Raw genomic sequence first — 19226 nt, 5'->3', positions numbered from 1 at the left:
CGCTCAACCGGCGGATCGTCGAAACCCGCGCCGGTTCTGCTGGTTGAGCGAGCGAAGCGAGTCGAAACCCGCGCCGGTCCCATGCGCGTCATCCCGCTGCCCCGCGAGCGGATTCCGGGATTCCGGGATTCCGCCCCGATCCTCCTGATTCCGCGGGGGCCGGAGCGTCACCTCGCGAATGTCCGAGGTCGAAAGTACCCTCGTAATATGGCCAGCAAAGCTTCGTCGCGCGAAAAATCGGGCAAGACCACGGCACGGGGTTCCCGTTCCGCGGGCACCCGTGCGACCGCGAGAACAAAAGTGCTCGCCGAGCCCGAGCCCACCGAGGGCGTGCTGGTGCGCGCCTGGAACGGTCTCGCGCACGGAGTCGGCGGTGCGGCGCGCGCCTTCCGGCTCGAACCCCTCGCTCCCGAGGACCGCCGCGATGGCGTTCCCATGCTGCTGATGCTGCTCGCCGTGATCGGCGCGGTGGTCGAGTGGTTCTTCATCGGTCAGCCCGTGGCGGTGCAGCTCGATGCGTGGACCTTCGGCGGCCTCTTCGGACGCGTCGCGTTCGGCCTGCCCATCATCATGGTCGGCTTCGCGCTGTGGCTCTTCAACCATCCCTCGAGCGTCAACGACAACCGCCGCATCGCGATCGGCCTGTTCCTCGCGATCACGAGCATCGCCGGGCTCTCGCACATCTACGGCGGGCAGCCGATCCCGCGCGCCGGCATGCCGGCTCTCGCAGAGGCCGGCGGACTGCTCGGCTGGATGATCGGGGCTCCGCTGCTCTTCCTCACCGTGTGGGTGGCCACACCGGTGCTGTCGCTGCTGCTGGCGATGTCGGTGCTGATCATCACGAAGACGCCCCCGGGGCGCATCATGCGTCGACTGCGAGAGGCGTACGATTTCCTCTTCGGAGTGGTCGACGGGGAGACCGGCGATGCCGCGAAGGCTGAAGCACCTGAAGCCAAGAAGTCGCGCCGCTCGCGGAAGAAGGAGCAGGATACGCTCTTCGACCTCGAGGACCAGGAGGGGGACGGCTCCTCCGTGCCCTGGTGGCGACGCACCGACACGGGTCGCGAGGAGGATCCGGACTATGCGGGCGACCGCGCCGGACTCGACTCCGCGCTCGGGGGCTCGGCCGCCGATGCGGATGCCGACGGGGCCTTCGAGTCGGCGCTCGCCCCTGAGGCATCGACCGATGTCTTCCCCTCAGACCTCTTCGACGAGCTCGACCAGGCGGAGGCCGCGGTGCAGGCTGCCGGCGGTTCGCGCGCCTCGGGACTGAGCGACGATTCGTGGGATGACTACGCGGCGGCCGCCGATGAAGGGGCAGCTGCCCCGGTCGAGGCCGCACCCACGGTGCCCTTCGCAGTCGCACCGCCGCACGACCCCGCGGCGAGCCGCGCCGAATACCGCCTGCCCGACCAGTCGGCGCTCGCGGCGGGCGACGCGCCCAAGACCCACACCGATGCGAACGACCAGATCATGGCGGCGATCGCCCGGGTGTTCGAGGAGTTCCGGGTCGATGCCAAGGTGTCGGGATTCTCGCGCGGCCCGACCGTCACGCAGTACGAGGTGGAGCTCGGCCCGGGCGTGAAGGTGGAGAAGGTCACGGCGCTCTCCAAGAATCTCTCGTACGCGGTGGCCTCGAACGAGGTGCGCATCCTCTCGCCGATTCCCGGCAAGAGCGCCATCGGCATCGAGATCCCGAATAAGGACCGCGAGAACGTGGCCCTCGGCGACGTGCTGCGCTCGAACAAGGCTCAGCGCAGCCCCCACCCCATGACGATCGGCGTCGGCAAGGACGTCAAGGGCGGTTTCGTCGTGGCGAACCTCGCGAAGATGCCGCACTTGCTCGTGGCGGGAGCCACGGGTTCGGGCAAGTCGAGCTTCATCAACTCGATGATCACGAGCATCCTCATGCGGGCGACGCCGGCCGAGGTGCGCATGGTGCTCGTCGACCCGAAGCGGGTAGAACTCACGGTCTATCAGGGCGTCCCGCACCTGATCACGCCCATCATCACGAACCCCAAGAAGGCGGCGGAGGCGCTGCAGTGGGTCGTGAAGGAGATGGACATGCGATACGACGATCTGGCGAGCTTCGGGTTCCGCCACATCGACGACTTCAACGAGGCGGTGCGCTCGGGATCGATCGTGCTGCCCGAGGGCAGTCAGCGTGTGCTCAAGCCGTACCCCTACCTGCTGGTGGTGGTCGACGAGCTCGCGGATCTCATGCTCGTCGCGCCGCGCGATGTCGAGGACTCGATCCAGCGCATCACGCAGCTCGCCCGCGCCGCCGGCATCCACCTGGTGCTCGCCACCCAGCGCCCCTCGGTCAACGTGGTCACCGGTGTCATCAAGTCGAACGTGCCGAGCCGCTACGCCTTCGCCGTGGCCTCGGGCACCGACTCGCGAGTCATCCTCGACGAGGTGGGCGCCGAGCGGCTGATCGGACAGGGCGATGGCCTCCTGCTGCTCAACGGGGAATCGACGCCCATGCGCGTGCAGGGCGCCTGGGTGGGCGAGGCCGAGATCGCCCAGGTGGTCACGCACGTAAAGGCCCAGGCGCAGCCCGAGTACCGGGCCGATGTGGCGCAGGCCGCCGAGAAGAAGGAGATCGACGAGGACATCGGCGACGACCTCGAGGTGCTGCTCGCCGCGATCGATCTCGTGGTCACCTCCCAGTTCGGGTCGACCTCGATGCTGCAGCGCAAACTGCGCGTCGGCTTCGCGAAAGCGGGCCGCCTGATGGACCTCATGGAGTCCCGCGATATCGTCGGGCCTTCGGAGGGGTCCAAGGCGCGCGACGTGCTCGTGACGCCCGAGCAACTGCCGGAGGTGATCGCCCGGATCAAGGGTGGGTCGTCGACGAACTCCGCTCCGGCCGCATTCGCCGTGCCGGCTGCGCCCGCCGCACCGGCTGCGCCTGCGCAACCGGTGACGCAGGTGCTGCCGCAGCCGCCGGCGTCCGCGGACGCAGTCGGGGCCGCGGGGGATTCCGCGACCGATGTGATCGAGCCGCTGACCGAGTCGGACGGCTTCGGCGACGCGCGCTACGACGATCCGATCGCTCAGTATCAGGCAGGCCTTGAAGACGTCGAGGGCGATGACGACGAAGACGCGTGGCAGCTGACGGGGCGCGATTGAACCGTCTCTGACCAGCGGTATGCGGCCGGCAGCGCCGACCACCAACACCGATCATCAGCACTGATGAGCAGCGCTGATGAGCAGCGCTGATGAGCAGCACTGATGAGCAGCACCGAGGAGCAGCATGACCGTTCTGGAAGAGCAGCCCGAGTTCCGCGAGCCGGAACCCTCGGATGCCGCTGAGGTCCCGCATTCGTCTTCGACATGGATGTGGAGCGTGACCGGTGCACTCGCGGTACTGGTGCTCGGCGGGGCCGGAATCGCGGTCGCGGTCGATGCGCAGAACAACAATCCTGCAGAGGTGCGAGACGTCGCCCTGCAGTACATCGCAGCCGTTGCGGGCGGAGAACTCGATGTCGCCGAGTCGCTCTTCTCGGGTTCGACCACGGGGGCGTCCGACGTGGCGCTCGCGGAGGACGTCCTCGGCTCGGCGGAGCACATCGGGGACACCGAGTTGCGCAGGCTCCGCGTCGACTTCGACGGGGGCCGAGCCGCGGGCGATGTCCGGTTCGAATTGGACGGCACCGAATACACCGATCGTGTACAGCTGCGTCGGGACGATGACGGCGAGTGGCGGGTGACCGGCGGGCTTCGCTACGAGGTGTTCCTGGACTCCGACTCCAGCGGCGCCCTCGCGTTCCGCGGCATGGACGGAGCCTTCCCGAGCGGCACCGACGCGCTCGCGGTGTATGCGGGAAGCTACACGTTCGTGTCGCACAACAGGTACTTCACGACGAGCGAATACGCCGAGTTCGTCGTCGCCTCGCCCGACAACTCGATCTACGCCCCCGACTGGCTGCGCCCGGGGCCGGGCTACGAGGCGGAGGTGCAGCGGCAGATCGCGGAGTCTTTCGAGGAGTGCGCTGCAGCCGCGTCCCTGTCCGCGATGAGGCACTGCGGCATCGATGCGCCGGAACCCGACTCGCGGTTCGCGGATCCGTCAGGGGTGGAGGTGCGCGCCGAGATGACGCGCTCACCGACGGCGTTCGTGGATCCGAGCTCCGTCTCGTGGGCGATGCTCGACGATCGGGGTGCGTTCACGATCACGTACTCGGGCCGCGACGACGAGGGCAATCGCATCAGCCGCGAACGGACGGCTTCGGCGCAGGACGCCGACCTGTGGATCACCGCGGTGAGCGACGGCATCGAGGTCGAGATCCAGAGCTACTAGCACCCGCCGGGACGACCCGCTCAAGTAGGCTGCTGATATGACCGGCTCCGAGCAACCCGCCGCCGCGCCCAGCAACTGGAACGCGCCCAACATCATCACGGTCGCGCGTATCGTCGCGACGCCGTTCTTCGTATGGATGCTGCTCGCCGACGACGGCGCGAACGGGCCCTGGCGCTGGGTCGCCGCGGTGTTCTTCGTCGTGGCCATCGCCACCGACGCGTGGGACGGATATCTCGCCCGCTCCCGCGGCCTCATCACCGATCTGGGCAAGCTGCTCGATCCGATCGCCGATAAGTTCCTCACCGGCTCGGCGCTCGTGGGGCTTTCGATCCTCGGCGAACTGCCGTGGTGGGTGACCATCGTCGTGCTGGTTCGCGAGATCGGCATCACGATCCACCGCCTCATGATCGCTCACGACGTGGTGGTCGCCGCGGCGTGGATGGGCAAGCTGAAGACGGTCGCGCAGTCGGTCGCCATCACGCTGGCCCTCCTGCCGCTCGCGAGTGTGCTCGGGCCGATCGCTCCGGTTGCCTACTGGGTGAACGTCGTGACGATGACCGTCGCCGTGCTGCTCACGATCCTGAGCGGCATCGATTACGTCCTCGGCTTCGTTCGGGCCCGGAGGAGCGCCCGGTGATGTCCGGCGCTGCCGAGGCCGCCGAGGTGCCACGGGTCGCAGATCGGGCTGCGGCTGCGGGAGCGATCGAGTGGGCCGCTGCGCGCGGACTCCGTATCGCGGTCGCGGAGTCGCTGACGGGAGGGCTGCTCGCAGATGCTCTGGTAAAGATTCCCGGCGCATCGCGGTCGTTGTCCGGCGGGATCGTCGCCTACGACACCTGGTTGAAGCACTCGCTGCTGGGCGTCGATCTCGAGTTGCTGCGGGAGAAGGGGCCCGTGGACGAACTGGTGGCGAAGCAGATGGCAGCCGGCGTGCGCGCGGCTTGCGCGGTACCGGCGGAGGAGGGTGCATCGCCGAAGCCCGCGGATATCGGCGTCTCCACGACGGGAGTGGCCGGCCCCGATCCGGATCCCCAGACGGGACAGCCCGCCGGAACGGTCTGGGTCGCGGTGAGCGCGGGCGAGCGAACGCGTGCGAAGCGTTTTGCCTTCTCGGGGGACCGGGCCTCGATCCGAGAGGCCACCGTGCGAGCCGCTTTAGAACTCCTGGCGGCCGAAACCTCGGAACTCACTAAAATCTGAGTCAACCTGGCTCAGGTTCAGCGAAGTTTCAGGAATAGACCCGCTAATCTCGGGGTTACTCCCAGTGACACCGATCAAACTGGAACGGTGTTCCCGCAGCGGCAATCCGCTTGCAAGCGGGTATGGTGGAGGCACGACCCCGGTCGTGCGAGTGAAGGAGGGCCCACATGGTGCTGATGCGTCAGGAAATCGGCGACGTGCTGCGTGACTTCCGTCTGCAGAAGGGCCGCACGCTGCGTCAGGTCGCTGGAGAGGCGAGCGTTGCACTCGGATACCTGAGTGAGGTCGAGCGCGGACAGAAGGAAGCGTCGAGCGAGATTCTCGCTGCGGTCGCCGATGCGCTCGATACCCCGCTCTCCGTGATCATGGGTGAGGTGAGCGAACGTCTTGCGGTGGTCGAGGGACTCTCGATACCGCTGACCGATCGTGTGCCCGACACGGTTCCGGCCGATCTGGTCTCGGGCTATGCGCCCGAGCTGGTGTCGTAGCCCGGTGCGACGAGCAGGCTTCCGCGCGGCGTTCGCGCGGTCCGAGCGCCCGGCCCGCAAGGGCCGGGCGCTCCGCCGTTTGCGAGAGCTGACCGTATCGTGAGGCTGAGCGAATTTCGGCGTGCGTGCGTTGCGGAGTTCGGGGAGGACTATGCCGGTGTGCTGCTGCGGGATCACTGGCTCGCGGCGCTCGGTGGTACGGCGAACGAGGCGCTCGAGCGGGGCATTGCGGCGCGCGCGGTCTGGGAGGCGCTCTGCGTCGATCTCGGCGTGCCGGAGCAGCGACGCTACGGACGCGGCCTGCGCGACCCTCAGAACTGATCCGGCTGCTCGCGACATGCGCGGCCGTAGTGGAAATGCAGCGCATTTCCGTAGGCCGCGAGATCGCCGCACACGGCGGCGAAATGGGGGCTGGTCGCGACACGCGTGGCCGTCGGGGAAATGCAGCGCATTTCCGTAGGCCGCGAAATCGCCGCACACGGCGGCGAATGGGGGCTGGTCGCGACACGCGACTCCTTCTTCTTCGAATATGTGTTCGAAAGGTGCTATCTTCGTGCACAGGTGAGTTGAACTGCTCTCTCATCCACAGATTGACCGCTCGGCCCGTCAGTGTCAGTGGTTCCTTCTAGGGTGTGAAGCAGTCGGCCATCGATGCCTTGTCCGCCCCGTTTCGGAGTCAGGACAGTCGGTAGGCAGCAACCCAGCGGCGCGGGCCGCGCACACAAGAAGGAGCAGGACCATGGCAGCACCCAAGGATCGCGAGAAGGCGCTCGAGGCTGCGCTCGCGCAGATCGACAAGAACTTCGGCAAGGGCGCGATCATGCGCATGGGAAGCCAGGAGCGGGCTCCGGTCGAGGTCATTCCGACCGGCTCGGTCGCGCTGGATGTCGCGCTGGGCATCGGAGGCCTGCCGCGGGGGCGCATCGTCGAGATCTACGGCCCCGAGTCGTCGGGCAAGACCACGCTCACGCTGCACGCCATCGCGAACGCGCAGCGCGCGGGCGGCATCGCCGCGTTCATCGATGCCGAGCACGCGCTCGATCCGGAGTACGCGCAGAAGCTGGGCGTCGACATCGATGCGCTGCTGGTCGCGCAGCCCGACACGGGCGAGCAGGCGCTCGAGATCGCAGACATGCTCATCCGCTCCGGCTCGGTCGACCTGGTCGTCATCGACTCCGTGGCGGCGCTCGTGCCGAAGGCCGAGATCGACGGTGAGATGGGCGACAGCCACGTCGGTCTGCAGGCCCGACTCATGTCGCAGGCGCTGCGCAAGATCACCGGCAGCCTCAACGCCACGAAGACCACGTGCATCTTCATCAACCAGTTGCGCGAGAAGGTCGGCGTGTTCTTCGGCAGCCCCGAGACCACCTCCGGCGGCAAGGCGCTCAAGTTCTACGCCTCGGTGCGGCTCGACATCCGCCGTATCCAGACCCTGAAGGACGGCACCGACGCCGTGGGCAACCGCACCCGCGTCAAGGTGGTCAAGAACAAGATGGCTCCGCCCTTCAAACAGGCCGAGTTCGATATCCTCTACGGAATCGGTATCTCGCGCGAGGGCTCACTCATCGACTACGGGGTGGAGCACGGCTTCATCAAGAAGAGCGGGGCCTGGTTCACCTACGACGGCGACCAGCTCGGGCAGGGTATGGAGAACGCCCGTCGCTTCCTCATCCAGCACCCCGACGTCGCGTTGGAGATCGAGGAGAAGATCCTTACGAAGCTCGGCGTGAACGGACGCAGCGAGGAGACGGCTCAGGCAGAGGCGCCGGTTGCTCCGGTCGTCGAGGCCCCGCAGCGCGCGAGCGCCTAGGGCCATGGCGGTTCGGTTTCTGCCGGATCCCGGCGAGCGACCCGCTGAGGCGGTTCAGGATCGCGGCGACCTCGCCGAGGTGATCGAACTGCGCGCGCTGCTGGCGCGACGCGAGTGGAGTGCTCGGGCCGAGAGCGCGGTTGTCTCGGGGGAGTCATCAGGTATCTCGGGAGAATCCCCGGGTGTCTCGGGGGAGTCCTCGGGTGTTCCGTGCGACTCGTCCGATATCCCGGGGGAATCCGTGGATGCCTCGGGCGAGGCGCCGAGTGTCCCCGGCCTCCGCGGGACCGCTTCGATCGCGGGACCGTGGGGAGAGACGCCGGGCTCGCCCGCGCAGCTGGATGACGCGGGCTCCTCCGCGACTGAGCGGGAGGGGCCTTCCGCCAACGAGGACGGGGTGCGCATTCTGGCGCGGCGAGCGAGATCGAGCGGTGAGCTCCGCGACGAGCTGCTGCGTCTGGAGCACGATCCGCACGAGGTGGAGAACGTCATCGCGGAGTTCGAGGGCAACCACTACCTCGACGACCTCGGGCTCGCCCGGGCGGTGACCGAGAAGCTGCGCGACACCAAACGCGCGAGTCGATCCCAGATCCGGCTCAAGCTGCGGGACCGCAAGCTGCCTGACGCGGTCATCGATGAGGCCGTGGGTGAACTCGACACCGACGAGGAGTTCGCGATCCTGCGCGAGACCGCGCAGGATCGCGCGCGCAAGCTGACCGGCCTCGACCGTCAAACGGCGGAACGGCGACTGCTCGGGTTCCTCGCCCGGCGCGGCTGGTCGGGAGAACCGGCGATGCGCGCAGCACGAGATGCGCTCGACGGCGCCTCCCGGGGAGGCGGCGCGAGCGGTGGGGTGCGCTTCCGCTAGGCACCGCCCTCGGGTCCACCGGGACTCTGCCTGACTCATCAGCCGCGCCGGGGATACTCCGGGGTTCCTATCGAGCCGCCGTTCGTGCCTGTGCCCGCCTGCGCGGTCGCCTGCGCGGTCGCCCGCCCGTCTGCGCGGTCGGCTCCGGTCGGCGCTCGGCCGGATCGCGCGTCGGTAAACTGGAGCGCATGAGTCTCGCTACCGCCGAACCCACCGTGATCGCGCCGTCGCCCGCTGCGCTGCGACCCGATGGCAGTCCACGGAGCTACACCGTGCGCACGCTCGGCTGCCAGATGAACGTGCATGACTCCGAGCGCATGTCGGGCTCCCTCGAGGCCGCCGGCTATGTGCCGGCCGACGATCCCGAGCGCGCCGACGTCGTCGTCATCAACACCTGCGCCGTGCGCGAGAACGCGGCCAACAAGCTCTACGGCAACCTCGGCTACCTCGCAGGCGTGAAGCGCGAGCGCGAGGGCATGCAGATCGCGGTCGGCGGCTGCCTCGCGCAGAAGGACCAGGGCACCATCGTGGAAAAGGCCCCCTGGGTCGATGTGGTCTTCGGGACTCACAATATGGGTTCGCTGCCCCAGCTGCTCGAGCGCGCCAGACACAACGCCGAAGCTCAGGTGGAGATCCTCGAGGCGCTCGAGATCTTCCCCTCCACGCTGCCCACGAAGCGCGACTCGGCCTCGAGCGGCTGGGTGTCGATCTCGGTCGGGTGCAACAACACCTGCACCTTCTGCATCGTGCCCTCGCTGCGCGGCAAGGAGAAGGATCGTCGCCCGGGCGATGTCCTGGCCGAGGTGCAGGCGCTCGTCGACGACGGCGCCATCGAGGTGACCCTCCTGGGCCAGAACGTCAACACCTACGGCGTCGAGTTCGGCGACCGGCAGGCCTTCGGCAAACTGCTGCGCGCCATGGGCGAGATCGAGGGGCTGGAGCGAGTGCGCTTCACGAGCCCGCACCCCGCCGCGTTCACCGAGGACGTGATCGCAGCGATGGCCGAGACCCCCAACGTCATGCCGCAGCTGCACATGCCGCTGCAGTCGGGCTCGGACACGATCCTCAAGGCGATGCGCCGCTCCTACCGCTCCAAGAAGTTCCTCGGCATCCTCGACGCCGTGCGGGAGCGGATCCCGCACGCCGCCATCACCACCGACATCATCGTCGGTTTCCCCGGCGAGACCGACGAGGATTTCGAGGACACCCTGCGCGTGGTCGAGCAGTCGCGCTTCTCGAGCGCCTTCACCTTCCAGTACTCCATCCGTCCGGGTACGCCCGCGGCCACCATGGAGGATCAGATCCCGAAGGCGATCGTGCAGGAGCGCTACGAACGGCTGATGGCGCTGCAGGAGCGTATCTCGCTCGAGGAGAATCAGGCGCAGATCGGCCGCACCATCGAGGTGCTCGTGTCGGTCGGCGAGGGGAAGAAGGACGCCGAGACTCGTCGCCTCTCGGGCCGGGCGGAGGACAACCGCCTGGTGCACTTCGCGGTGCCGGAGGGCGCCGAGGAGCCGCGGCCGGGAGACGTCGTGACCGTCGAGGTCACCGCTGCGGCCCCGCACTTCCTGATCGCCGACACCCCGGCCGCGCACGCCGACGCCGGAACTGACCAGCCGGGCGTCTACGCCGTGCGCCGCACGCGGGCGGGCGACGCCTGGGATCGCCGGCAGGCCGACAGCTGCGGCGTTCCCTCGCCCGCAGCGCCCGGCGCGCCGAAGTCCGTCGGGCTCGGCATGCCGACCATCCGCACCATCACCGCGCGCTGACGTGACCCGATCAGCGACCCCGGGCGCGCCCGACCCCCGCCTGTGGGTGATCGTCGGTGCGACGGGCACGGGCAAATCGGCGCTGTCCCTCGATCTCGCCGAGGAGCTCGCCTCTGCCGGTCGGCGGGTGGAGATCGTCAATGCCGATGCGATGCAGCTGTATCGGGGGATGGACATCGGAACGGCGAAGCTCCCACCGGGGGAGCGGCGCGGGATCCCGCACCACCTCTTCGACGTGCTCGATCCGGGCGAGGAGGCCGCGGTCGCCTGGTACCAGTCGCTCGCGCGATCGGTGATCGAGCGCCTCAACGCGAGCGGCTCGGACGTGATCCTGGTCGGCGGCTCGGGGCTCTACGTGTCGAGCGTGCTCTTCGACTTCCGATTCCCTCCGCGCGACGATGCGCTGCGAGCCCATCTCGAGGCGGAGCTCGCAGCAGACGGGGTCGCGTCGCTGCTCGAACGGCTGCGTGCGCTGAGCCCTGAGACCGCGAGCGCCGTCGATGCCCGCAATCCGCGTCGTGTGGTGCGCGCCCTCGAAGTGGCGCTGCTCGGCGGCGATGCGCGGGTGACGCTGCCCGAGGACCCGCGACTGTGGCGTCCTGACACCAGCATCCTCGGCGTGCAATGCGAGCGCGCGACGCTCGTCGAGCGGCTCGATCGGCGCGTCGAGCGGATGTGGGCCGATGGGTTGCTCGACGAGGTGCGCGGGCTGATCCCGAACGGCATCGCGGAGGGGAAGACCGCGAGCCGCGCCATCGGATACGCGCAGGCGCTCGCGCAGCTCGAGGGCCGCATGACGGAGGCCGACGCGATCGCGGAGACGCAGGCGCTCACCCGTCGCTACGCGCGGCGCCAGGTCAGCTGGTTCAAACGCTACCCGGGGGTCGAGTGGCTCGACGTGCCGGCGGCCGGGCGGACCGGGCTGTGAAGCAGGTCGGAGCGGGCTTCGGGATCCGCGAGTTCGACGCCGCGGATACGGACGCGGTGGTGGCGCTGTGGGAGTCCTGCGGTCTGACGCGCCCGTGGAACGATCCTCGCGCCGACATCGCCCGCAAGCTGCGCGTGCAGCCGGAGCTCTTCCTCGTGGCCGAGAGCGCCGCCGGCGCTGACGGTTCCGCCGGCACCGTGATCGGCTCGGTAATGGCCGGGTACGACGGGCACCGCGGCTGGCTCTACTACCTCGCGAGCGCCCCGGAACGGCGCGGCGAGGGTGTCGGCCGGGCACTGGTCGCCGAGGCCGAGCGTCGCCTCGTCGCAATGGGGTGCCCGAAGGTGCAGCTCATGGTGCGGACCGAGAACGACGCGGTCGTCGCGTTCTACGACGGGCTCGGATACGAGGTCTCGGACGTTCTGGTGAGCGGCAAGCGGCTCATCCAGGATTGACGCGGGAGCGTTCCGCGCGCCCGTAGACTGGAGGAATGACCACGCTCTCCTTCACCAAGGGCCACGGCACGGGAAACGACTTCGTGCTCTTCACCGACCCGGAGGGGGAGCGCGCCCTCACGCCCGAGCAGATCCGCTTCCTCTGCGACCGCCGCTTCGGCATCGGCGCCGACGGGGTGATCCGAGCCGTGCGCTCCCGCGCCATCCCCGGGGGTGCCGCGATCCTCGAAGAGGAACCCGAGGCCGAGTGGTTCATGGACTACTGGAACGCCGACGGCACCCCCGCTGAGATGTGCGGCAACGGGATCCGCGTCTACGCGCACTACCTCATCTCGGAGGGACTCGTGGCACCCGAGCGTCGGGACACGCTGCCCATCGGCACTCGCGCCGGGGTGAAGGACGTGCTCGCGGGCGTCTCCGGCTACACGGTGGATCTCGGCCGCTGGCGGCTCGCGCAGGAGCGGCTCGTGGCCGCGCACGGTCTCGACGTCGCGCGCCCCGGGCTCGGGATCGACCTCGGCAACCCGCACGTGGTCACCGCGCTCGCGCACGTCGGCGAACTCGAGGGCCTCGACCTGCATCGGGCGCCGGCACTCGATCCCGCGCCCGCCGCGGGGGCGAACGTCGAGTTCGTGGTGCCGGAGGATCCGCTCGTGAAAGACGGGGTCGCCCGGATCCGCATGCGCGTGCACGAGCGGGGGGTGGGTGAGACGCTCTCCTGCGGCACGGGTACCGCGGCCGCCGCTCTCGCCTTCCGCCACTGGGGCGGGGAGGGTATGCCGAACCACTGGAGCGTCGAGGTTCCGGGCGGCCGCCTCGCCGTGCGCATGTTCCCCACCGAGGAGGGCGAGCACGTGTCGCTGAACGGTCCCGCGGAGCTCGTCTACTCCGGGGAGATCGAACTGCCGTAAGCGGCGGGGAGGGGCGCACGCGGGATGACGAGGGTTCCGCAGGCGCGCGGAAGACGTCCGGCGGCCCGCTCCCGGCGTCGGGAGCGGGTCACGCGGACCTCTTCGTCCCAGATCCGCGCCCCGACGGCACCGCAGCCTACGACAGATCCGTGACGACCACGCGGGCGATCTTCGGATCCTTGAGCGAGGCGTAGCCCTCGTTGATCTCGGAGAGCGAGATCTCCTTAGAGACCAGCGAATCGAGCTCGAAGCGGCCCTCGAGATACAGCCTCGCGTACAGCGGAATGTCCCGCTTCGCGTTGGTGGATCCCATGTAGACCCCCTCGATGCGCTTCTTGCCGGTGAGCATTCCGATCGACGAGATCGAGAGCGCCGCAGTGGGGTCGAGCACGCCGATGAGATAGAGGCCGCCGCCGGGCGCCACCATCTCGAGGGCCTGCTCGGTCACCTGCGCGATGCCCACGAAGTCGAAGACGGCGTCGGCGCCGACTCCGGTGATCGCGCGCACCTCGGCGACCGGATCCGCCTGCGCGGAGTTGATCACGTGCGTCGCCCCGAAGCTCTTCGCCCGGTCGAGCTTGTCGTCCGCGATGTCGACGGCGATGATCGTGGCGGCGCCCGCGGTGACCGCGCCGTTGATCGCGTTGAGGCCGACCCCGCCGAGGCCGATCACCACGACCGTGTCGGAGGGCTGCACGTTCGCCGTGTTCAGCACGGCTCCGGCTCCCGTCACCACGCCGCAGCCGAGGAGCGCCGCCTGGGGCCACGGCATCTCCTCGGGAACGGGGGCGAGCTGGTTCTCGTGCAGCAGGATCTGCTGGGCGAAGCCGCCGATCGCCATGCCCTGAGCCACCGGGGTGCCGTTCTCGGTGATGCGGGGTGCCTCGCCTTCGCCGCGCAGCGTGGCGTCGGGGTCGAGACAGATCGTGGTCTTGCCCGCGATGCAGTTCGCGCAGAGTCCGCAGTACTGCACCAGGCACGCGACGACGTGGTCGCCGACCTGGAACTGCGTCACACCCGGCCCGACTTTCGTCACGACACCCGCGGCCTCGTGGCCCAGCACCATCGGGGCGGCGTAGCCGAGGTCGTGGTTCGCGGCGAGCTCATCGGAGTGGCAGAGGCCCGACGCCTTGACCTCGACGAGAACCTCGCGGCCCGTCGGCTCGGCGAGGTCGACCTCGGCGACCTCGAAGCCCTTGCCCAGCTCTCTCACGATCGAAGCTTTCACCGGTTCGTTCCTTTCTTCGGGGTCCGTCGCCCGTTGGTCGACGGGGTCATGAGCGCCCGCTGCCGTACATCCACGGCGGCATGAGCGTGAAGAGGTGCTGCGCCAGGGTCTCCTCGTCGGCAGCGACCGTGCCGAGGAGCCAGGCGGCGATGAGATTGGTGGCAGCGCCTGCGACGTAGGTGGACGCGAGGTCGGAGCGGATGCCGGCGGGCGGCGAGCAGAACAGATCGATGTGCCGCCGGAGAGCCCGTTCGATCGCGACCGCGGTGTCCTCGCCGATCCCGGTCGTGCCCGCGACCGAGAACGCCAGTCGGTAGAGATCGCGATTGGCTGCGAAGTGGCTGACGAGGTCGCGCTGCGACTGCAGCATCGCCGCCCGCGGGTCGGAGACGAGATCCGCCTCGGCAGCCCGGGCGATCGCGTCGAAGTGGAGCTGCTGCAGCCGGAGCGCGAAGTCGGCGAGATCCGCGAAGTGCACGTAGAACGCCGATCGGCTCACGCCGGCCTGCTGCACGAGCGAACTGACCGAGATCGGCAGGCCCTGCAGGCCCATGCGCTCCGCGGCCGCGAAGAGGTCGTTGCGCACGCGCTCGGCCCGGGGATCGCTCGAGCGCCTCGTGCGCCGACGCGCGCCTTCCTGCGGTGCTTCCTCGCCCATGGCCACAGGCTAGCAGCTTCGTGGACAGGTGTCTACGAAATCCAGAACGCCCCGATCCGCCCCGATCCGCCCTGCCCTGTCCCGATCGGCCCCGGGTCGGCCCGGATCCGCCCCGCCCCGCTCTTCGCGCGTCAGTAGTTGCTGCCTCGCCAGTGGCGGTTTCTAGTGGTCAGGGCAACAGTATGTTTTCGATGACTTCGGCTGGTTTTGCGAACTTGAGTCGTTTGCGGGGCCGGTTGTTCATCTCCCACTCAACATAGTCGAGGTCTTCTTGGCTGTAGACGCTCAGATCGGCGCCTTTGGGGAAATACTGGCGGAGCAGCCCGTTCGTGTTCTCGTTCGTGGGGCGCTGCCAGGGCGAGCGCGGGTCGCAGAAGTACACGTCGATGTCCGCGTCTATCGCGATCCGCGCGTGGTCCGACATCTCTGTGCCCTGGTCCCACGTCAGAGTCCTGCGGAGCACGTCGGGGAGGGCTTTCATCTTCCGAATCAATCCCTCGGTGAGGGCCTCGACCCGGTTCTTCGCAGGATCCATCCACACCAGCAACAGATAGTTCGAGTGACGCTCCACGACCGTCCCGATCGCGCTCTTGCCGTCTTTCCCGATGATCAGATCGCCTTCCCAATGCCCGGGAACAGCCCGGTCGGCAACTTCCGCGGGACGCTCAGTGATATTCACCATGTTCGGGATCCTGCCCCGTCTCATCCCAGACTGACGTCGGGGATGACGCAGGGTCCGCCCGGTCCGCAAACATTGCTCGATCTCACGCTTCAGTCCGCCCCTGGGGAGCAAGTAGATCGCCTGGTAGATCGTTTCGGGGGACACATGCATCTCCGGCCGGTCGGGGAACTCTCGCCGTAACCGGCCGGCGATCTGTTCTGGTGAACGCTTCAGATCCAACTCTGCCTGCACTCGTTCACGCAACGGACCCGAAACCGCCAACTTACTCACTTTCGGACGCCTTGCCCGCTCGTACGCATACGCCTGTGCCCGCGTCGCACGATATGTCCCCCAGTCGTTCATGTTCCGCCGCAACTCCCGCGAGATCGTCGACGGAGAACGGCCCAACGCGCGCGCGATCGCTCGCACCCCCAGATTCGCCCGCTGACCGGCCTGGATCTCGATACGTTCCTCGAACGTCAACGAACTCACCCGGGCAGACACCCGCGGACGCACACCCCCGTGTTCTCGAAAGTGGAGCCGGACCGTCGACGCACCCCACCCCACCACCAGGGCGATCTCTTCCGCCACCAAACCCTTCGCGCGAAGATCCCACACCAGGTTCACCTCATCGGGCTTCATCTCATTCGAATACTTCACCACTGCAACCACCCCTCAATCCTCAGGCGTTGCACCCACCGCAAGAACCCGCCGCAGGTTTGGTGACAACTACTGGCGCGCGAAGGAGGTTCTTGGGGGAGGGGGCGGTTGCGGGTGGCGCCGTTCCGTCGCTCCGCGTGCGGGGAGGCGCGAGGGCGCCCCGCGCCTGACCGAACGGGACGCGCGTTCGCTCTGAAGCAGGCTGGCCCCTCGGGGATCCCGTTTGCAATGCGGCAATAAGTTTGTATTATGGTGTTGTTCGGTAAGGACGTACCAACGATGAAGTGGGAATCATGACACGCAACGAGGCGCGCAGGGCGGTGATATGCCCCTGCCATGACGTCACGGTCGGAGATATCGAAGACGCGATCGCTCATGGACACACGGATCCCGAGACGGTCAAGCGCGCGACTGCCGTCTACATGGGGGCCTGCCAGGGGAAATTCTGCTCACCGCTGGTGCAGCGGCTCTTGGCCGAGCGCGGTGTCGAGCGGGTCGGTGCGCAGCGGCGCCCCGCCGCACGGGTCCCCGTGGTGCCCGTCGCCCTCGGCGCGCTCGTGCTCGGGGACGAGGAGGTCGCCCAGCTCGGCGGGCCGTCGGAGCAGCCCGGCGTCGAACAGCGGGCGGGGGACAACTGATGCCGCTTCCTGGAGTCTCCACGGAGTCGCTGCGGGCCGGCTACGACACGGTCATCGTCGGCGCCGGTGTGCAGGGTGTCGCGATCGCCTACGAGCTCGCGCGCCGCGGTCACACCGACGTGCTCGTGATCGATCGTTCCTGGCCCGGCGGCGGCGCGAGCGGACGCAACGGAGAACTGATCCGATCGGCTTTCGCCTCGCGCGAGTGGTGCGAGCTCTTCGAACTCTCGAGGCAGAAGTGGCTCGGCCTCTCGCAGGAGCTCGACATGAACGTGCTGTTCAACCGCACCGGCTACGCGGTCGTGGCCTCTACCGAGGCGCAGTGGGAGCAGTGCCGCGTGGACCACGGCTTTCAAGCGGGCCTCGGGATCCGCACCGAGCTGCTCGACGAACGGGACGCGCGACGAGTGCTGCCCGCCGCGAATCCCGAGCTCGTCCGCGGAGCGGTGCTCCAGGAGCAGGCCGGTTTCGCGCATCATGACTCGGTGGTCGCGGGATACCTCGAGAACGCGGCCAGACTCGGCGCGCAGATCGTGGCGGGCGAAACCGTGGTCGGTCTGCTGCGGCGGGATGACGCGGTGGTCGGAATCCGCACAGCGAGCGGCCGGGAGGTGCGTTCGCGCCTCGTCGTGAACGCCGCAGGCGGGCAAGCGCTCGAGATCAACGCCATGGCGGGGCTCGAAATGCCGCTCGTCGCTGCGCGGCTGGAGATGATCGTGACCCAGCCGGTGCGACCCTTTCTGAAACCCGGCGTGGCCGCCCTGGACCTTCTGGGCTACTGCCACCAGACCGGTCGCGGCGAGTTCGTCGGCGGGACGGAACTGGCGCGCGTCGACGAGAGCACCAGCCTCAACGGCACCTGGGCGATGCTGCAGGACATCGCGACGAAGTTCGTGCGCCTCTTCCCGATGCTCGCCGGTGTTCGACTGCTGCGGCACTGGGCAGGAACGGTGAGTCAGACCCCGGATCTCGCGCCAGTGCTCGGCCCGGTGCCGGGCATCCCGGGTTTCCTGCTCAGCGTGGGCTGGGTCTACGGGTTCATGGGGGCGCCGGGTGCGGCTGAACTGCTCGCGGAGCACATCATCTCGGGGGAGACCGACCCGCGCATGGCGCCCTTCAGCATCGAACGCACGCGAACGGGTGAGTGGATCCGAGAAGGATCGCTCGTCGTCGATGCGGATCTGGAGGACGAGGCACGATGAGCACCGATCCGGAGCTGAGCTTCACATTCGAGGGTCGCCGCGTCGAGGCGCGCCCAGGTCAGTCGATCGCCGGTGCGCTGCACGCGACCGGCGTTCGAACGATATCCCGCGGGATCAAATACCACCGACCGCGCGGGTACACCTGCGGGTTCGGAGCCTGCGGCGACTGCCCGCTCAAGATCGACGGCATGCCCGCAACGGTCTCCTGCACGACCCCGGCGCGCGGCGGTGAGGTCGTACAGCGCGAGGTCGGTCTTCCGAACAGCGGCTTCGACCTGCTGCGTGCGGCCGACCTGATGCGTCCGTATCTGAGAGCAGGCTTCCAGTTCTCGTTGTTCGCGCGACAGCCGCGGCTGTCGAAACTCGCGGGCTCCCTGCTCGGCGTGCTCGCGGGTGCCGGTCGCGCCCCGAGCGCGGAGGCGATCGAACGGGCGTCGGCCACTCGCATCGTCGATCGCGAAGCGGACGTGCTCGTGATCGGGGGCGGTGCGAGCGGGCTGACCGCCGCGATTGCCGCGGCTGACGCCGGAGCACGGGTGGTGCTCATCGATCAGGAGCTCATCGGCGGCCGCAGCCGGGTGCGAACGGAGCCCGTGCGGGTCGGAACTGCCGAATCGCGGGCATCGGATCTCGTGGAGGGACTGCTGCACCGGGCCCGCGACCACGCGGGCATCGAGATGCTGCGAGGATCGGCGATCGGGATCATCGACGGGCTCGTGCCCGTCGTCGACGCCGACGGCCCGCTGCGCTACGATCTGCGACCGACCACGGTCGTGATCGCGACCGGGAGCTACGAGACTCCGCTCCTCGTCGAGGGGCACGACCTCCCCGGTGTCATGCTCGCGGACGGCGCGCTGCGTCTTGCTGCGATCGAGGGCGTCCGGCCCGGCAGACGGGCGGTCGTCGTGGACGGCGATCCTCGCTCCTCCGCCGTCGCCGAGGAGCTCCGTCGTCACGGAGTCGAGGTCGTCGCGACGGTACCGGTCGCGGACGTTCGCCGGGTGACGGGCTGGTCGCGCGCCTCGGGGGTGAGCGTCGCGGCTGGGGCCGACGGAGCAGACGGAGCCGACGGAACTCACGGAGCCGGTACGGTATCGCGGCGGCGTCGCATCCGAGCGGACCTCGTCTGCATGGTGGGTCCGCGCCGCGCCGCCGAGGAACTGGCCCTCCACGCGGCATACGGAGAAGCCGGCTCGCACGAGGAGGTGCTCACGGATGCCGCGGCCGTCGCCGGAGCGCGGCCCGGCGGCGAACGCGTCTCCATCGTCGGATCGGCGAGCGGTGACGCATCCTACTCGCTCGACGAGGCCGCGGCCGCGGGCGCTCGCCTCGCTGCGGTGGCGTTGCGCAGCGTCCGCGGATCGACGAGCCACGGCCCATCCCCACGAACTTCCGAGTAACCACAACGATCTCCACCACAGCGGAGTGAAGAAGGAGAACACCC

The 19226-nt window shown here is 68.7% G+C and carries 18 protein-coding genes; 15 read left to right on the top strand and 3 right to left on the bottom strand.

Translation table 11 applies throughout. From position 1 onward, the window contains the following. Positions 1-207: 207 nt before the first annotated feature. The 12 genes from AMS65_RS07920 to dapF all read left to right on the top strand — a co-directional run bounded on the left by AMS65_RS07920 (position 208) and on the right by dapF (position 12735). Positions 208-3135: an FtsK/SpoIIIE family DNA translocase gene (locus tag AMS65_RS07920; RefSeq protein WP_053383601.1), complete on the top strand. Its 2928-nt coding sequence runs from the start codon at positions 208-210 to the stop codon at positions 3133-3135. Between the two features lie 124 nt (positions 3136-3259). Beyond that, positions 3260-4306 (top strand): hypothetical protein, encoded by a 1047-nt coding sequence (locus AMS65_RS07915; RefSeq protein ID WP_053383600.1) that lies wholly within the window; start codon positions 3260-3262, stop codon positions 4304-4306. Positions 4307-4343: 37 nt separating this feature from the next. Further along, positions 4344-4943 carry a CDP-diacylglycerol--glycerol-3-phosphate 3-phosphatidyltransferase gene (gene pgsA / locus AMS65_RS07910; protein ID WP_053383599.1) on the top strand — a complete coding sequence of 200 codons (600 nt, stop codon included), beginning with the start codon at positions 4344-4346 and terminating at the stop codon, positions 4941-4943. Further along, positions 4943-5506, top strand: coding sequence for a CinA family protein (locus AMS65_RS07905; protein ID WP_053383598.1), 564 nt, complete (start codon positions 4943-4945; stop codon positions 5504-5506). Before pgsA ends, AMS65_RS07905 begins: the two co-directional genes overlap by 1 nt. A gap of 167 nt (positions 5507-5673) precedes the next feature. Next, positions 5674-5994 carry a helix-turn-helix domain-containing protein gene (locus AMS65_RS07900; protein WP_053383597.1) on the top strand — a complete coding sequence of 107 codons (321 nt, stop codon included), beginning with the start codon at positions 5674-5676 and terminating at the stop codon, positions 5992-5994. Between the two features lie 99 nt (positions 5995-6093). After that, on the top strand, positions 6094-6315 hold the full coding sequence (locus AMS65_RS07895) for a DUF3046 domain-containing protein (protein WP_053383596.1): 222 nt from the start codon (positions 6094-6096) through the stop codon (positions 6313-6315). 418 nt (positions 6316-6733) lie between these two features. After that, complete coding sequence (gene recA, locus AMS65_RS07890) at positions 6734-7804, top strand: recombinase RecA (protein WP_053383595.1); 1071 nt, start codon at positions 6734-6736, stop codon at positions 7802-7804. Between the two features lie 4 nt (positions 7805-7808). Then, positions 7809-8672, top strand: coding sequence for a regulatory protein RecX (locus AMS65_RS07885; RefSeq protein ID WP_053383594.1), 864 nt, complete (start codon positions 7809-7811; stop codon positions 8670-8672). Positions 8673-8860: 188 nt separating this feature from the next. Further along, positions 8861-10441 carry a tRNA (N6-isopentenyl adenosine(37)-C2)-methylthiotransferase MiaB gene (gene miaB, locus AMS65_RS07880; protein ID WP_053383593.1) on the top strand — a complete coding sequence of 527 codons (1581 nt, stop codon included), beginning with the start codon at positions 8861-8863 and terminating at the stop codon, positions 10439-10441. 1 nt (position 10442) lies between these two features. Continuing rightward, entirely contained in the window at positions 10443-11369 is a 927-nt protein-coding gene (miaA, locus tag AMS65_RS07875; RefSeq protein WP_053383592.1) for a tRNA (adenosine(37)-N6)-dimethylallyltransferase MiaA, read from the top strand. Further along, a complete protein-coding gene (locus tag AMS65_RS07870) occupies positions 11366-11824 on the top strand; it encodes a GNAT family acetyltransferase (protein ID WP_241489379.1) in 459 nt (152 codons plus the stop codon). The genes miaA and AMS65_RS07870 overlap by 4 nt, the downstream gene beginning before the upstream one ends. 35 nt (positions 11825-11859) lie before the next feature. Continuing rightward, positions 11860-12735 carry a diaminopimelate epimerase gene (gene dapF / locus AMS65_RS07865; RefSeq protein ID WP_053383591.1) on the top strand — a complete coding sequence of 292 codons (876 nt, stop codon included), beginning with the start codon at positions 11860-11862 and terminating at the stop codon, positions 12733-12735. A 136-nt stretch (positions 12736-12871) separates the two neighbouring features. Here the strand turns inward: dapF and AMS65_RS07860 are convergent, their stop codons facing one another. From AMS65_RS07860 to AMS65_RS07850, 3 genes are all read right to left on the bottom strand, one after another. Beyond that, positions 12872-13963, bottom strand: coding sequence for a zinc-binding dehydrogenase (locus AMS65_RS07860; protein WP_053383590.1), 1092 nt, complete (start codon positions 13961-13963; stop codon positions 12872-12874). A 46-nt stretch (positions 13964-14009) separates the two neighbouring features. Beyond that, entirely contained in the window at positions 14010-14621 is a 612-nt protein-coding gene (locus tag AMS65_RS07855) for a TetR/AcrR family transcriptional regulator (protein WP_053383589.1), read from the bottom strand. Between the two features lie 169 nt (positions 14622-14790). After that, positions 14791-15924: an IS30 family transposase gene (locus AMS65_RS07850; RefSeq protein ID WP_053383680.1), complete on the bottom strand. Its 1134-nt coding sequence runs from the start codon at positions 15922-15924 to the stop codon at positions 14791-14793. Between the two features lie 311 nt (positions 15925-16235). On the opposite strand from AMS65_RS07850, the gene AMS65_RS07845 reads away from it, so the two are divergent. Genes AMS65_RS07845 through AMS65_RS07835 form a run of 3 tightly spaced genes read left to right on the top strand, consistent with a single transcriptional unit; the run spans position 16236 to position 19182 of the window. Then, a complete protein-coding gene (locus AMS65_RS07845; RefSeq protein ID WP_053383588.1) occupies positions 16236-16580 on the top strand; it encodes a (2Fe-2S)-binding protein in 345 nt (114 codons plus the stop codon). Beyond that, a complete protein-coding gene (locus AMS65_RS07840) occupies positions 16580-17782 on the top strand; it encodes an NAD(P)/FAD-dependent oxidoreductase (RefSeq protein ID WP_053383587.1) in 1203 nt (400 codons plus the stop codon). Before AMS65_RS07845 ends, AMS65_RS07840 begins: the two co-directional genes overlap by 1 nt. Then, on the top strand, positions 17779-19182 hold the full coding sequence (locus tag AMS65_RS07835) for a 2Fe-2S iron-sulfur cluster-binding protein (protein WP_053383586.1): 1404 nt from the start codon (positions 17779-17781) through the stop codon (positions 19180-19182). The genes AMS65_RS07840 and AMS65_RS07835 overlap by 4 nt, the downstream gene beginning before the upstream one ends. The last annotated feature ends 44 nt before the right edge of the window (positions 19183-19226 follow it).

The sequence above is a fragment of the Leucobacter celer subsp. astrifaciens genome, assembly GCF_001273835.1.
Lineage (GTDB): Bacteria > Actinomycetota > Actinomycetes > Actinomycetales > Microbacteriaceae > Leucobacter > Leucobacter celer.
The sequence above is the reverse complement of the archived record's forward strand: the minus strand, read 5'-3'. Positions and strand labels throughout refer to the sequence as shown.